General features: G+C 55.7%; 7 protein-coding genes, 1 tRNA gene and 3 rRNA genes. 8 read left to right on the top strand and 3 right to left on the bottom strand.

The features are described from left to right. Positions 1–76 precede the first annotated feature (76 nt). Both zraS and zraR read left to right on the top strand, forming a co-directional pair. Positions 77–1,471 (top strand): two-component system sensor histidine kinase ZraS, encoded by a 1,395-nt coding sequence (gene zraS / locus OHJ17_RS24100; protein WP_002884349.1) that lies wholly within the window; start codon positions 77–79, stop codon positions 1,469–1,471. Continuing rightward, positions 1,458–2,789, top strand: a complete 1,332-nt coding sequence (zraR, locus tag OHJ17_RS24095; protein ID WP_032433750.1) for a sigma-54-dependent response regulator transcription factor ZraR — start codon at positions 1,458–1,460, stop codon at positions 2,787–2,789. The genes zraS and zraR overlap by 14 nt, the downstream gene beginning before the upstream one ends. On the opposite strand, the gene purD is transcribed toward zraR, so the two are convergent. Continuing rightward, a complete protein-coding gene (purD, locus tag OHJ17_RS24090) occupies positions 2,779–4,074 on the bottom strand; it encodes a phosphoribosylamine--glycine ligase (RefSeq protein WP_002884357.1) in 1,296 nt (431 codons plus the stop codon). The two genes, zraR and purD, sit on opposite strands and share 11 nt — an antisense overlap. Positions 4,075–4,089: 15 nt before the next feature. Next, positions 4,090–5,679 carry a bifunctional phosphoribosylaminoimidazolecarboxamide formyltransferase/IMP cyclohydrolase gene (purH, locus tag OHJ17_RS24085; protein ID WP_032433752.1) on the bottom strand — a complete coding sequence of 530 codons (1,590 nt, stop codon included), beginning with the start codon at positions 5,677–5,679 and terminating at the stop codon, positions 4,090–4,092. A gap of 628 nt (positions 5,680–6,307) precedes the next feature. Here purH and OHJ17_RS24080 point away from each other — a divergent pair. The 4 genes from OHJ17_RS24080 to rrf all read left to right on the top strand — a co-directional run bounded on the left by OHJ17_RS24080 (position 6,308) and on the right by rrf (position 11,312). Next, positions 6,308–7,847, top strand: a 16S ribosomal RNA gene (locus tag OHJ17_RS24080). An 85-nt stretch (positions 7,848–7,932) separates the two neighbouring features. Next, positions 7,933–8,008, top strand: a tRNA-Glu gene (locus OHJ17_RS24075). A gap of 190 nt (positions 8,009–8,198) precedes the next feature. Then, positions 8,199–11,100 (top strand): 23S ribosomal RNA (locus OHJ17_RS24070). Positions 11,101–11,196: 96 nt separating this feature from the next. Next, a 5S ribosomal RNA gene (gene rrf, locus OHJ17_RS24065) occupies positions 11,197–11,312 on the top strand. The 16S, 23S and 5S rRNA genes sit together here with 1 tRNA gene alongside, the layout of an rRNA operon. Positions 11,313–11,642: 330 nt before the next feature. Here the strand turns inward: rrf and OHJ17_RS24060 are convergent. Continuing rightward, positions 11,643–12,104: an acetyltransferase gene (locus OHJ17_RS24060; RefSeq protein WP_004178258.1), complete on the bottom strand. Its 462-nt coding sequence runs from the start codon at positions 12,102–12,104 to the stop codon at positions 11,643–11,645. A 156-nt stretch (positions 12,105–12,260) separates the two neighbouring features. Here OHJ17_RS24060 and metA point away from each other — a divergent pair, with 156 nt between their 5' ends. Next, positions 12,261–13,190 (top strand): homoserine O-acetyltransferase MetA, encoded by a 930-nt coding sequence (gene metA / locus OHJ17_RS24055; protein ID WP_004146576.1) that lies wholly within the window; start codon positions 12,261–12,263, stop codon positions 13,188–13,190. A gap of 260 nt (positions 13,191–13,450) precedes the next feature. After that, positions 13,451–15,052, top strand: a complete 1,602-nt coding sequence (gene aceB / locus OHJ17_RS24050) for a malate synthase A (RefSeq protein ID WP_002884559.1) — start codon at positions 13,451–13,453, stop codon at positions 15,050–15,052. Position 15,053 lies beyond the last annotated feature (1 nt).

Below are 15,053 nucleotides of genomic sequence, written 5' to 3'. Positions count from 1 at the left end.
GGCCGCGCGGAAACATGGCATGATTTCTGCTGAAGGAGCCTGCAGATAGTGAAAAAGAGATGACAAGGACTCGCCGATGAAGATCAAATCTCTCTCCCGGGACGCCGCCGCTGGCGCGCTGAGCTGGCTGCTGACCGGCACGGTTGTGCTGCTGGTCATGCTGTTCTCCGCGATGATCGTCCGCGACTACGGTCGCGAGACGACCGCTGCCCGACAAACCATTGAAGAGAAAGGGAGCGTGCTGATCCGCGCGCTGGAGTCCGGCACGCGCGTCGGGATGGGGATGCGTATGCATCATGCGCAGCTGCAGGCCCTGCTGGAAGAGATGGCCTGGCAACCGGGCGTCCTGTGGTTCGCGGTGACCGATGAAAACGGTAAAATTATCGCCCATAGCGATCCGCAGCAGGTGGGTAAAACGCTGTATAGCCCGGCGCAGATGCGTGCGTTAGCGGTTGGCGAACAGGCCCGCTGGCGCCGGCTTAGCGAACCGCAGCCGGCGCTGGAGATCTATCGCCATTTTCGCCCGCTTAATCCGGCCCGCGGCCACCATATGGGAATGATGAACCGCGGCAATAGCGCCCTGGCTCAGGCCACCGTCCCGCAGGTAATTTTTATCGCCTTTGATAGCCGCGAGCTGGATGCCGCGCAGGCCCGCGGGCAGCGGAATATGGCCATCATGCTGGGTGCCGCCGCGCTGGTGATAGCGGCGACGATCCTCGCTCAGTTCTGGTTCCGCCGCTATCGTCGCTCGCGGAAACAGCTGCTGGAGGCGATGGCCCGCAAGGAAAAGCTGGTGGCGCTTGGCCATCTGGCGGCGGGGGTCGCGCACGAGATCCGCAACCCGCTCTCGTCGATTAAAGGGCTGGCGAAATATTTTGCCGAGCGCACGTCGCCTGGCGGCGAGTCGCATCAGTTAGCCCAGGTGATGGCCAAAGAGGCTGATCGCCTGAACCGGGTGGTCAGCGAGCTGCTGGAGCTGGTCCGGCCCGCCCATCTAAACTACCAGACAGTCGATATCAACGCGCTTATCCGCCACTCATTGCAGTTGGTAAGCCAGGATGCGCAGAGCCGCGGGATCGCGCTGCAATTTACTCCGCGACCTGAGTTAACCACGATCAGCGCCGACCCCGATCGCCTGAATCAGGTGCTGTTGAATCTGTACCTGAATGCAATGCAGGCGATTGGCCGTGACGGCGTCATTCGCGTAACAGCAAGCGAAGCCGATCGTCAGCGGGTGAAAATCGTCGTCACGGATAGCGGTAAGGGGATGAGCGATGAAGAGTTACAGGCTATCTTCACGCCGTATTTCACCACCAAGGCGGACGGCACCGGGCTGGGGCTGGCCGTAGTGCAGAATATTATCGAACAACATGGCGGGACGATCCGCGCCGAAAGTCAGCCGGGAGCTGGAGCGATATTTACGCTTTGGTTACCGGTGGATGCTCAACGGAGGGAAGATGAGCAGCGATAAAGTACAGATTCTGGTCGTTGATGATGACATCAGCCACTGCACGATCCTGCAGGCGCTGCTGCGCGGCTGGGGCTATCAGGTGGGGTTGGCTCACAACGGCCTGCAGGCGCTGGAGCAGATCCATCAGCAGGTCTTCGACCTGGTGCTGTGCGATATCCGTATGGCGGAGATGGACGGTATCGCAACGTTAAAAGAGATTAAGGCCTATAACCCGGCGATACCGGTGCTGATCATGACGGCGTTTTCCAGCGTCGGTACGGCGGTAGAAGCTATTAAGTCCGGGGCGCTGGATTATCTGGTTAAACCGCTGGATTTTGACACCCTGCAGCAGACGCTGGTTCAGGCATTGGCGCACACCCGGCAGAGCGAGAGCGACCCCAGCGTTGCGACGGATTCACGGTGGGGCATGATTGGCGACAGCCCGGCGATGCAGGCGCTTCTTAACGATATTACGCTGGTGGCCCCTTCGGACGCGACGGTGCTGATTTATGGGGAGTCGGGAACCGGTAAGGAGCTGGTGGCGCACGCCATCCACGCCTGCAGCGAGCGTCGTGACAAGCCGTTGGTCACGCTCAACTGCGCGGCGCTGAATGAGTCACTGCTGGAGTCGGAACTCTTCGGCCATGAAAAAGGGGCGTTTACCGGGGCGGATCGGCGACGGGAAGGACGCTTTGTCGAGGCGGATGGCGGCACGCTGTTCCTTGATGAAATTGGCGATATCTCGCCGCTGATGCAGGTGCGTCTGCTGCGGGCGATTCAGGAACGCGAAGTGCAGCGCGTGGGCAGTAATCAGACGCTTTCTGTCGATGTGCGGCTAATCGCCGCCACCCATCGTAATCTGGCGGAGGAGGTGAGCGCCGGGCGTTTTCGCCAGGATCTCTATTACCGCCTGAATGTCGTAACTATTGATATGCCGCCGCTGCGCCGGCGACGGGAAGATATTCCGCAGCTGGCGCAGCATTTTTTCAAACGCTATACCGAACGCAATCGTAAGACGGTAAAGGGGTTCACGCCACAGGCGATGGACCTGCTGATCCACTACCCCTGGCCGGGCAATATTCGCGAGCTGGAAAACGCGGTGGAGCGGGCGGTGGTGCTACTGACCGGAAACTATATCTCTGAGCGAGAACTGCCCCTGGCGATCGCCGGTACGCCGCTGCCATCAGGCGGGAGCGAGGAGGGGGGAATTCAGCCGTTAGTGGAAGTGGAGAAAGAGGTGATTCTGGCGGCGCTGGAAAAAACGGGCGGCAACAAAACCGAAGCCGCCCGTCAGTTAGGCATTACGCGCAAAACGCTGCTGGCGAAACTTAGCCGTTAGCCTTTTCACGTTCGATGGCGCGCCAGCCGATATCGCTACGGCTAAAGCTACCGTCCCAGCGAATGTCGGTCAGCAGCTGATAGGCGCGCTGCTGCGCCTGCGCCACGGAGTCACCCAGCGCGGTGACGCACAGCACGCGCCCGCCGTTGGTGACCACGCGCTGGTCGTCAGACAGTTTGGTGCCGGCGTGGAAGACCTTACCGTCTGCGACTTCCTGCTGCGGCAGGCCGTAGATCTCATCGCCCGTATTGTAGCTGCCCGGATAGCCGCCGGCGGCAACCACCACGCCCAGCGACGCGCGGTCATCCCACTCGGAGGTTTTCTCGTCCAGCTTGCCCGCGCAGGCGGCGAGGCACAGCTCGACCAGGTCGGACTTCATGCGCAGCATGATCGGTTGGGTTTCCGGGTCGCCAAAGCGGCAGTTGAACTCAATCACCTTCGGGTTGCCCTGCTTGTCGATCATCAGACCGGCGTAGAGGAAACCGGTATAGGTGTTGCCTTCAGCGGCCATGCCTTTCACGGTTGGCCAGATAATCCGCTCCATGGTGCGCTGGTGGACTTCGTCAGTAACCACCGGCGCCGGGGAGTACGCCCCCATCCCGCCGGTGTTCGGGCCGGTATCGCCGTTGCCGACGCGCTTGTGATCCTGGCTGGTGGCCATCGGCAGGACGTGCTCGCCGTCGACCATCACAATAAAGCTAGCCTCTTCGCCATCGAGGAACTCTTCAATCACGATGCGGTGGCCCGCGTCGCCAAAGGCGTTGCCGGCCAACATATCTTTGACCGCCGCTTCGGCTTCCTCGAGGGTCATCGCCACGATAACGCCTTTACCCGCCGCCAGACCGTCGGCTTTGATGACGATCGGCGCGCCTTTCTCGCGCAGATAAGCCAGCGCAGGCTCCACTTCGGTGAAGTTCTGGTATTCCGCCGTCGGAATATGATGACGGGCGAGAAAATCTTTGGTGAAGGCTTTTGAGCCTTCCAGCTGCGCGGCGCCTTCGGTTGGCCCGAAGATGTTCAGCCCGGCGGCACGGAACGCGTCGACCACGCCAATGACCAACGGCGCTTCCGGGCCAACGATGGTCAGATCGATGTTCTCATCCTGCGCGAAGCGAAGCAGCGCCGGAATATCGGTGACGCCGATGGCGACGTTTTGCAGCGACGGCTCCAGGGCGGTACCGGCGTTGCCCGGCGCGACGTAGACGGTATCAACCAGCGGCGACTGAGCCGCTTTCCAGGCCAGCGCGTGCTCACGCCCGCCGTTGCCGATTACTAATACTTTCATCTGCTGCTCCATGAATTAATGGCGGAAGTGGCGCATGTCGGTGAAGATCATGGCGATGCCGTGTTCGTCAGCGGCGGCAATCACTTCGTCGTCACGGATAGAGCCGCCCGGCTGAATAACGCAGGTGATGCCTACCGCGGCTGCGGCATCGATGCCGTCGCGGAACGGGAAGAAAGCGTCAGAGGCCATGGCGGAACCTTTCACTTCCAGACCTTCATCACCGGCTTTAATTCCGGCGATTTTCGCCGAGTAGACGCGGCTCATCTGACCGGCGCCTATGCCGATGGTCATATTATCTTTGGCATACACAATGGCGTTGGATTTGACGAATTTCGCCACTTTCCAGCAGAACAGCGCATCGCGCAGTTCCTGCTCGGTTGGCTGACGTTTGCTGACCACGCGCAGTTCACCTGCGGTGACCATGCCGAGATCGTGGTCCTGAACCAGCAGACCACCGTTAACGCGTTTGAAATCGAGGCCGGCAACGCGAGTATCCCACTGGCCGCAGGTCAGTACGCGGACGTTCTGCTTCGCGGCGGTGATTTTCAGCGCTTCTTCGCTGGCGGACGGCGCGATGATCACTTCGACGAACTGGCGAGAGATGATCGCCTGCGCGGTTTCAGCATCCAGCTCGCGGTTAAAGGCGATGATGCCGCCGAACGCGGAGGTTGGGTCGGTTTTGTAAGCGCGATCGTAGGCGTCAAGAATCGAGTTGCTGACGGCAACGCCGCACGGGTTGGCGTGCTTAACGATAACGCAGGCCGGCTCGTTGAACTCTTTTACACACTCCAGCGCCGCATCGGTATCGGCAATGTTGTTATAGGAGAGCGCTTTGCCCTGCAGCTGAGTGGCGGTCGCCACGGAGGCCTCTTTTACATTCTCTTCTATATAGAAAGCCGCCTGCTGGTGGCTGTTTTCGCCGTAGCGCATATCCTGCTTCTTAATGAAGTTCAGATTCAGGGTACGCGGGAAGCGGCCAGCGGCTTCTTTGCTTTCGCCGTGATAGGCCGGAACCATGCTGCCGAAGTAGTTGGCGATCATGCTGTCGTAAGCGGCGGTGTGTTCGAAGGCTTTAATGGCGAGGTCGAAGCGGGTGGCCAGCGTGAGAGAACCTTCGTTGGCGTCCATCTCATTAATAATGGCGTCGTAGTCGCTGCTCTTAACCACGATGGCGACATCTTTATGGTTCTTCGCCGCAGAGCGCACCATGGTCGGGCCGCCGATATCGATGTTTTCCACCGCGTCTTCCAGCGAGCACCCTTCACGAGCGACGGTCTGGGCGAACGGGTAAAGGTTCACGACAACCATATCGATAGGCGCGATACCGTGTTGCTGCATGATACCGTCATCCTGACCGCGACGACCGAGGATGCCGCCGTGTACTTTCGGATGCAGGGTCTTCACGCGTCCATCCATCATTTCCGGGAAACCGGTGTAGTCAGAGACTTCGGTAACCGGCAGGCCTTTATCTGCCAGCAGGCGAGCGGTGCCGCCGGTGGACAGCAGCTCGACACCACGAGCGGAAAGCGCCTGCGCGAATTCGACGATACCGGCCTTGTCAGAAACACTGAGCAGAGCGCGGCGGACTGGACGACGTTGTTGCATGGTATTAAATCCCCAGGATTTGAACATTACAGAGAGCGTTAGGTGAGTTTTTGCCTAAAAACTCACCTAACGCACCCAACCGGGCATCCGTGTCATAGCGCGGCATTGTAACGAAAACGTTTGCGCAACGCTCGCGAATTTTTATGTTTCTCTCCAGGCCGGTGATCCTTCTTCTATATAGCTGGCGATCCACGGGGCTAACGGTCATGTTTTTACGCTCTCCTGTGGATAATTCTGTGTGTAACGAGGTATAAAGCGGGGTTTTGCTGGGGAATGCAGCAGTCAGTCATTTTTCTGCCATTTTTCTATTGCGGACGCTCGAGAACTCCCTATAATGCGCCTCCATCGACACGGCGGATGTGAATCACTTCACACAAACAGCCGGTTCGGTTGCAAGAGAAAAATCCTGAAAAACGGGTTGACTCTGAAAGAGGAAAGCGTAATATACGCCACCTCGCGACAGAGCGCTAAAGCGCGTCGCAACTGCTCTTTAACAATTTATCAGACAATCTGTGTGGGCACTCAAAGTGACATGGATTCTTAACGTCCTCGGACGAAAAATGAATACCAAGTCTCAAGAGTGAACACGTAATTCATTACGAAGTTTAATTCTTTGAGCATCAAACTTAAATTGAAGAGTTTGATCATGGCTCAGATTGAACGCTGGCGGCAGGCCTAACACATGCAAGTCGAGCGGTAGCACAGAGAGCTTGCTCTCGGGTGACGAGCGGCGGACGGGTGAGTAATGTCTGGGAAACTGCCTGATGGAGGGGGATAACTACTGGAAACGGTAGCTAATACCGCATAATGTCGCAAGACCAAAGTGGGGGACCTTCGGGCCTCATGCCATCAGATGTGCCCAGATGGGATTAGCTAGTAGGTGGGGTAACGGCTCACCTAGGCGACGATCCCTAGCTGGTCTGAGAGGATGACCAGCCACACTGGAACTGAGACACGGTCCAGACTCCTACGGGAGGCAGCAGTGGGGAATATTGCACAATGGGCGCAAGCCTGATGCAGCCATGCCGCGTGTGTGAAGAAGGCCTTCGGGTTGTAAAGCACTTTCAGCGGGGAGGAAGGCGTTAAGGTTAATAACCTTGGCGATTGACGTTACCCGCAGAAGAAGCACCGGCTAACTCCGTGCCAGCAGCCGCGGTAATACGGAGGGTGCAAGCGTTAATCGGAATTACTGGGCGTAAAGCGCACGCAGGCGGTCTGTCAAGTCGGATGTGAAATCCCCGGGCTCAACCTGGGAACTGCATTCGAAACTGGCAGGCTAGAGTCTTGTAGAGGGGGGTAGAATTCCAGGTGTAGCGGTGAAATGCGTAGAGATCTGGAGGAATACCGGTGGCGAAGGCGGCCCCCTGGACAAAGACTGACGCTCAGGTGCGAAAGCGTGGGGAGCAAACAGGATTAGATACCCTGGTAGTCCACGCCGTAAACGATGTCGATTTGGAGGTTGTGCCCTTGAGGCGTGGCTTCCGGAGCTAACGCGTTAAATCGACCGCCTGGGGAGTACGGCCGCAAGGTTAAAACTCAAATGAATTGACGGGGGCCCGCACAAGCGGTGGAGCATGTGGTTTAATTCGATGCAACGCGAAGAACCTTACCTGGTCTTGACATCCACAGAACTTTCCAGAGATGGATTGGTGCCTTCGGGAACTGTGAGACAGGTGCTGCATGGCTGTCGTCAGCTCGTGTTGTGAAATGTTGGGTTAAGTCCCGCAACGAGCGCAACCCTTATCCTTTGTTGCCAGCGGTTCGGCCGGGAACTCAAAGGAGACTGCCAGTGATAAACTGGAGGAAGGTGGGGATGACGTCAAGTCATCATGGCCCTTACGACCAGGGCTACACACGTGCTACAATGGCATATACAAAGAGAAGCGACCTCGCGAGAGCAAGCGGACCTCATAAAGTATGTCGTAGTCCGGATTGGAGTCTGCAACTCGACTCCATGAAGTCGGAATCGCTAGTAATCGTAGATCAGAATGCTACGGTGAATACGTTCCCGGGCCTTGTACACACCGCCCGTCACACCATGGGAGTGGGTTGCAAAAGAAGTAGGTAGCTTAACCTTCGGGAGGGCGCTTACCACTTTGTGATTCATGACTGGGGTGAAGTCGTAACAAGGTAACCGTAGGGGAACCTGCGGTTGGATCACCTCCTTACCTTAAAGAACCTGCCTTTGTAGTGTCCACACAGATTGTCTGATGAACGTAAAGAAGCAAGGCGTCTTGCGATTGAGACTTCAGTGTCCCCTTCGTCTAGAGGCCCAGGACACCGCCCTTTCACGGCGGTAACAGGGGTTCGAATCCCCTAGGGGACGCCACTTGCTGGTTCGTGAGTGAAAGACGCGTGCCGAACTATCTCAAAACTCATCTTCGGGTGACGTTTGAGATATTTGCTCTTTAAAAATCTGGATCAAGCTGAAAATTGAAACGACACACAGTTAATGTGTGTTCGAGTCTCTCAAATTTTCGCGACACGATGATGTTTTACGAAACATCTTCGGGTTGTGAGGTTAAGCGACTAAGCGTACACGGTGGATGCCCTGGCAGTCAGAGGCGATGAAGGACGTGCTAATCTGCGAAAAGCGTCGGTAAGGTGATATGAACCGTTACAGCCGGCGATGTCCGAATGGGGAAACCCAGTGCAATTCGTTGCACTATCGTTAACTGAATACATAGGTTAACGAGGCGAACCGGGGGAACTGAAACATCTAAGTACCCCGAGGAAAAGAAATCAACCGAGATTCCCCCAGTAGCGGCGAGCGAACGGGGAGCAGCCCAGAGTCTGAATCAGCTTGTGTGTTAGTGGAACGGTCTGGAAAGTCCGACGGTACAGGGTGATAGTCCCGTACACCAAAATGCACAGGCTGTGAACTCGAAGAGTAGGGCGGGACACGTGGTATCCTGTCTGAATATGGGGGGACCATCCTCCAAGGCTAAATACTCCTGACTGACCGATAGTGAACCAGTACCGTGAGGGAAAGGCGAAAAGAACCCCGGCGAGGGGAGTGAAAAAGAACCTGAAACCGTGTACGTACAAGCAGTGGGAGCACCTTCGGGTGTGACTGCGTACCTTTTGTATAATGGGTCAGCGACTTATATTCTGTAGCAAGGTTAACCGTATAGGGGAGCCGCAGGGAAACCGAGTCTTAACTGGGCGTTAAGTTGCAGGGTATAGACCCGAAACCCGGTGATCTAGCCATGGGCAGGTTGAAGGTTGGGTAACACTAACTGGAGGACCGAACCGACTAATGTTGAAAAATTAGCGGATGACTTGTGGCTGGGGGTGAAAGGCCAATCAAACCGGGAGATAGCTGGTTCTCCCCGAAAGCTATTTAGGTAGCGCCTCGTGAATTCATCTTCGGGGGTAGAGCACTGTTTCGGCTAGGGGGTCATCCCGACTTACCAACCCGATGCAAACTACGAATACCGAAGAATGTTATCACGGGAGACACACGGCGGGTGCTAACGTCCGTCGTGAAGAGGGAAACAACCCAGACCGCCAGCTAAGGTCCCAAAGTCATGGTTAAGTGGGAAACGATGTGGGAAGGCACAGACAGCCAGGATGTTGGCTTAGAAGCAGCCATCATTTAAAGAAAGCGTAATAGCTCACTGGTCGAGTCGGCCTGCGCGGAAGATGTAACGGGGCTAAACCATGCACCGAAGCTGCGGCAGCGACACTATGTGTTGTTGGGTAGGGGAGCGTTCTGTAAGCCTGCGAAGGTGACCTGTGAGGGTTGCTGGAGGTATCAGAAGTGCGAATGCTGACATAAGTAACGATAAAGCGGGTGAAAAGCCCGCTCGCCGGAAGACCAAGGGTTCCTGTCCAACGTTAATCGGGGCAGGGTGAGTCGACCCCTAAGGCGAGGCCGAAAGGCGTAGTCGATGGGAAACAGGTTAATATTCCTGTACTTGGTGTTACTGCGAAGGGGGGACGGAGAAGGCTATGTTAGCCGGGCGACGGTTGTCCCGGTTTAAGCATGTAGGCTGGTTATCCAGGCAAATCCGGATAATCAAGGCTGAGGTGTGATGACGAGGCACTACGGTGCTGAAGTAACAAATGCCCTGCTTCCAGGAAAAGCCTCTAAGCATCAGGTAACATCAAATCGTACCCCAAACCGACACAGGTGGTCAGGTAGAGAATACCAAGGCGCTTGAGAGAACTCGGGTGAAGGAACTAGGCAAAATGGTGCCGTAACTTCGGGAGAAGGCACGCTGGTGTGTAGGTGAAGTCCCTGCGGATGGAGCTGAGACCAGTCGAAGATACCAGCTGGCTGCAACTGTTTATTAAAAACACAGCACTGTGCAAACACGAAAGTGGACGTATACGGTGTGACGCCTGCCCGGTGCCGGAAGGTTAATTGATGGGGTTATCCGTAAGGAGAAGCTCTTGATCGAAGCCCCGGTAAACGGCGGCCGTAACTATAACGGTCCTAAGGTAGCGAAATTCCTTGTCGGGTAAGTTCCGACCTGCACGAATGGCGTAATGATGGCCAGGCTGTCTCCACCCGAGACTCAGTGAAATTGAACTCGCTGTGAAGATGCAGTGTACCCGCGGCAAGACGGAAAGACCCCGTGAACCTTTACTATAGCTTGACACTGAACATTGAGCCTTGATGTGTAGGATAGGTGGGAGGCTTTGAAGCGTGGACGCCAGTCTGCGTGGAGCCAACCTTGAAATACCACCCTTTAATGTTTGATGTTCTAACGTTGGCCCCTTACCGGGGTTGCGGACAGTGTCTGGTGGGTAGTTTGACTGGGGCGGTCTCCTCCCAAAGCGTAACGGAGGAGCACGAAGGTTAGCTAATCCTGGTCGGACATCAGGAGGTTAGTGCAATGGCATAAGCTAGCTTGACTGCGAGCGTGACGGCGCGAGCAGGTGCGAAAGCAGGTCATAGTGATCCGGTGGTTCTGAATGGAAGGGCCATCGCTCAACGGATAAAAGGTACTCCGGGGATAACAGGCTGATACCGCCCAAGAGTTCATATCGACGGCGGTGTTTGGCACCTCGATGTCGGCTCATCACATCCTGGGGCTGAAGTAGGTCCCAAGGGTATGGCTGTTCGCCATTTAAAGTGGTACGCGAGCTGGGTTTAGAACGTCGTGAGACAGTTCGGTCCCTATCTGCCGTGGGCGCTGGAGAATTGAGGGGGGCTGCTCCTAGTACGAGAGGACCGGAGTGGACGCATCACTGGTGTTCGGGTTGTCATGCCAATGGCACTGCCCGGTAGCTAAATGCGGAAGAGATAAGTGCTGAAAGCATCTAAGCACGAAACTTGCCCCGAGATGAGTTCTCCCTGAGACTTTAAGTCTCCTGAAGGAACGTTGAAGACGACGACGTTGATAGGCCGGGTGTGTAAGCGCAGCGATGCGTTGAGCTAACCGGTACTAATGAACCGTGAGGCTTAACCTTACAACGCCGAAGATGTTTTGGCGGATTGAGAGAATTTTCAGCTCTGATACAGATTAATCGATACGTTGGTAAGACGTGTTGATAAAACAGAATTTGCCTGGCGGCACTAGCGCGGTGGTCCCACCTGACCCCATGCCGAACTCAGAAGTGAAACGCCGTAGCGCCGATGGTAGTGTGGGGTCTCCCCATGTGAGAGTAGGGAACTGCCAGGCATCAAATAAAACAAAAAGCCCGGTCTTTCGACCGGGCTTTTTGTTTTATCTGTTGTTTGTCGGTGAGCGCTCTCCAGAGTAGGACAAATCCGCCGGGAGCGGATTTGAACGTTGCGCAGCAACGGCCCGGAGGGTGGCGGGCAGGACGCCCGCCATAAACTGCCAGGCATCAAACAAGTGAAGAGCCCATCCTGCCGGATGGGCTTTTTGCGTTTCTGTCGTCCGGCCAGCGTGCCGGCATGTCCCCCCGGTGGCGCTGCGCTTACCGGGGCCACGGATCCTCGGCCACCTGCTGGCCGAGGGGACATCAATGCCGCAAAGTTACCGACGTCAATCGTAGTCTGCTTCAGCCTGCTGCTCATACATCAAATTCAATAACGGATACGGTTGCCCCAGATCGTCCGTTTCAGAGCGCCCTGTCACCCTAAAACCCATCTTCTGATAAAACCCGACCGCTTGTTCATTCTGCTCATTTACATTGGTCGTCAGCTTCGGCGTTAACGACAGCGCATGCTCAATCAGCAACTTCCCCACGCCACAGCCGCGGACATCCGGATCGACGAACAGCGCATCCATATGATCTCCGGTCAGCAGCATAAAGGCGATCGGCTGGTCTTCCGTATTAACCGCCACCCACAGCGGAGCCTCCGGTAAAAATGCGCGTACCATCTCCTCCAACTCCTTTCGATACGCTTTTGTCAGAAAATCATGCGTGGCGTCGACCGACCGACACCAGATCGCAGTCAGTTTATCCCCTTCATCAGGCCGGGAACGGCGGATGTTAATAACCATACTTTCTCCTTTTCTACATTCTTATATTCTAACTCAACAAGCGCCGTGAAATTTTCTCACCGTGTACATGCAGACTCGACATTCACCCGATTCCTGGTTATCTTCAGCTATCTGGATGTCTAAACGTTTATACGTATGCTATGAGGTAATACAGTTATGCCAATTCGGGTGCAGGACGAGCTGCCAGCCGTCAATTTCTTGCGCAATGAAAACGTCTTCGTAATGACGACAACACGTGCAACGACTCAGGAAATCCGCCCCCTGAAGGTGTTAATCCTCAACCTGATGCCGAAGAAAATCGAGACGGAAAACCAGTTCCTGCGTCTGCTATCAAACTCTCCGCTGCAGGTGGATATCCAGTTATTACGTATCGATGCGCGCGAGTCGCGTAATACCCCTGCGGAGCATCTGAATAACTTTTACTGTAATTTCGATGAGATCTGCGATCAGAACTTTGACGGCCTGATTGTTACCGGCGCTCCTTTAGGCCTGGTTGAGTTTAACGATGTTGCTTACTGGCCGCAGATCAAACAGGTGCTGGAGTGGGCCAAGGATCACGTCACTTCGACGCTGTTCGTCTGTTGGGCGGTTCAGGCCGCGCTGAACATTCTGTACGGCATTCCCAAGCAGACCCGCGCCGAAAAGATTTCCGGCGTCTATGAACACCATATTCTTCATCCGCACGCCTTACTGACCCGCGGTTTCGACGACTCTTTCCTGGCCCCGCACTCACGCTATGCTGATTTTCCGGCCGGACTTATTCGCGACTATACCGATCTTGAGATCCTCGCGGAGACGGAAGAGGGCGATGCGTATTTGTTCGCCAGTAAAGATAAGCGCATCGCCTTTGTCACCGGCCACCCGGAGTACGATGCCAATACCCTGGCAAGTGAATATTTCCGCGATGTGGAAGCCGGTTTGAACCCTGAGATACCTCATAACTATTTCCCACAAAACGACCCGCAGAACAAACCGCGCGCCACCTGGCGCAGCCACGGCAATCTGCTGTTCGCTAACTGGCTTAACTATTACGTCTACCAGATTACGCCATACGATCTGCGTCATATGAATCCGACGCTGGAATAATACTCTATGTGAGACGATCCTAAAGCGTTTCAGCATTTTGCCTCTGGCACCTTCGGGTGCCTTTTTTATTTCCGAAATTCACTTCATACACGATGATAACTTTAATTTCATTGTTATCAATGTGTTAATGATAATTTAAAATTAAAATGGAAATTGTTTTTGATTTTGGAAATTAATTGAGTAGTCTTAATTGTGCTGAGCGAAAACTGCACAACGATCTTTCGCTCGCTTCCAGCGGATCAACCAAGAGGAGCAGCACAATGACGCAGCAGGCGACAATCACCGATGAACTGGCCTTTAGTCAGCCCTATGGCGAGCAGGAGAAGCAGATCTTAACGCCTGAGGCGGTAGAATTTCTGACGGAACTGGTGAGCCGCTTTACGCCGGCGCGCAATAAGCTGCTGGCCGCGCGTTTGCAGCAACAGCAGGCTATTGACGACGGGCAGCTTCCGGATTTTATTTCGGAAACTGCTTCCATTAGAAATGGCGACTGGACTATTCGCGGTATCCCGGCTGATTTGCAGGATCGCCGCGTGGAAATCACCGGCCCCGTCGAGCGCAAGATGGTCATTAACGCGCTGAATGCCAACGTCAAAGTCTTTATGGCGGACTTTGAGGATTCGCTGGCGCCTGACTGGCGCAAAGTCATTGATGGTCAAATCAACCTGCGCGATGCCGTGAACGGAACCATCAGCTACACCAACGAGGCCGGCAAAATCTATCAGTTGCAGCCCAATCCCGCTGTGCTGGTATGCCGTGTGCGCGGCCTGCATCTGCCGGAAAAGCATGTGACCTGGCGTAATGAGGCCATCCCCGGCAGCCTGTTCGATTTTGCGCTCTATTTCTTTCATAACTACCAGGCGCTGCTGGCGAAAGGAAGTGGTCCCTACTTCTATCTGCCAAAAACACAGGCCTGGCAGGAGGCGGCATGGTGGAACGATGTCTTCAGTTTTACGGAAGATCGCTTTGACCTGCCGCGCGGCACCATCAAGGCCACGCTGCTGATTGAGACGCTGCCAGCGGTGTTCCAGATGGATGAGATCCTGCATGCGCTGCGCGACCATATTGTTGGCCTGAACTGCGGCCGCTGGGATTACATCTTCAGCTATATCAAGACGCTGAAAAACCATCCGGATCGCGTACTGCCGGACCGGCAGGTGGTGACGATGGATAAACCCTTCCTCAGCGCCTACTCACGCTTGTTGATTAAGACCTGCCACAAACGCGGCGCGTTTGCGATGGGCGGTATGGCGGCGTTTATCCCGAGCAAAGATACCGAACGTAACCGCCAGGTGCTGAGTAAAGTCACCGCCGATAAAGAGCTGGAGGCCAACAACGGTCACGATGGGACCTGGATCGCCCACCCGGGCCTGGCGGATACCGCCATGGCGGTGTTTGACCGCGTGCTGGGCGATAAGCCGAATCAGCTCTCGGTCACCCGGAGCGAGGATGCGCCAATTACCGCTGAACAACTGCTGGCTCCCTGCGAGGGCGAACGCACGGAAGCCGGAATGCGCGCCAACATTCGCGTGGCGGTGCAGTACATCGAAGCGTGGATCTCCGGCAACGGCTGCGTACCGATTTATGGCCTGATGGAAGACGCCGCAACGGCCGAGATCTCGCGCACCTCTATCTGGCAGTGGATCCATCATCAGAAAACCCTGAACGACGGTACCCCAGTCACTAAGGCGCTGTTCCGCCAGTGGCTGGCGGAAGAGCTGATGGTGATTCAGGAGGAGCTGGGAGAGCACCGCTTCAGCCACGGCCGCTTTGACGATGCGGCGCGACTGATGGAGCAGATCACCACCTCCGACGAGCTAATTGATTTTCTGACATTGCCGGGCTACCGCCTGCTGGCCTAAT

The organism is Klebsiella sp. KP20-425-1 (assembly GCF_025813515.1).
Taxonomy (GTDB): Bacteria; Pseudomonadota; Gammaproteobacteria; order Enterobacterales; family Enterobacteriaceae; genus Klebsiella; species Klebsiella pneumoniae.
Note: the sequence above shows the minus strand (reverse complement) of the source record. Positions and strands in the feature narration are given on the sequence as shown.

Excerpts from the sequence above, each read along its gene's own strand:
- zraS (WP_002884349.1), top strand. The coding sequence starts at position 77 with ATGAAGATCAAATCTCTCTCCCGGGACGCCGCCGCTGGCGCGCTGAGC.
- zraR (WP_032433750.1), top strand. The coding sequence starts at position 1,458 with ATGAGCAGCGATAAAGTACAGATTCTGGTCGTTGATGATGACATCAGC.
- purD (WP_002884357.1), bottom strand. The coding sequence starts at position 4,074 with ATGAAAGTATTAGTAATCGGCAACGGCGGGCGTGAGCACGCGCTGGCC.
- purH (WP_032433752.1), bottom strand. The coding sequence starts at position 5,679 with ATGCAACAACGTCGTCCAGTCCGCCGCGCTCTGCTCAGTGTTTCTGAC.
- OHJ17_RS24060 (WP_004178258.1), bottom strand. The coding sequence starts at position 12,104 with ATGGTTATTAACATCCGCCGTTCCCGGCCTGATGAAGGGGATAAACTG.
- metA (WP_004146576.1), top strand. The coding sequence starts at position 12,261 with ATGCCAATTCGGGTGCAGGACGAGCTGCCAGCCGTCAATTTCTTGCGC.
- aceB (WP_002884559.1), top strand. The coding sequence starts at position 13,451 with ATGACGCAGCAGGCGACAATCACCGATGAACTGGCCTTTAGTCAGCCC.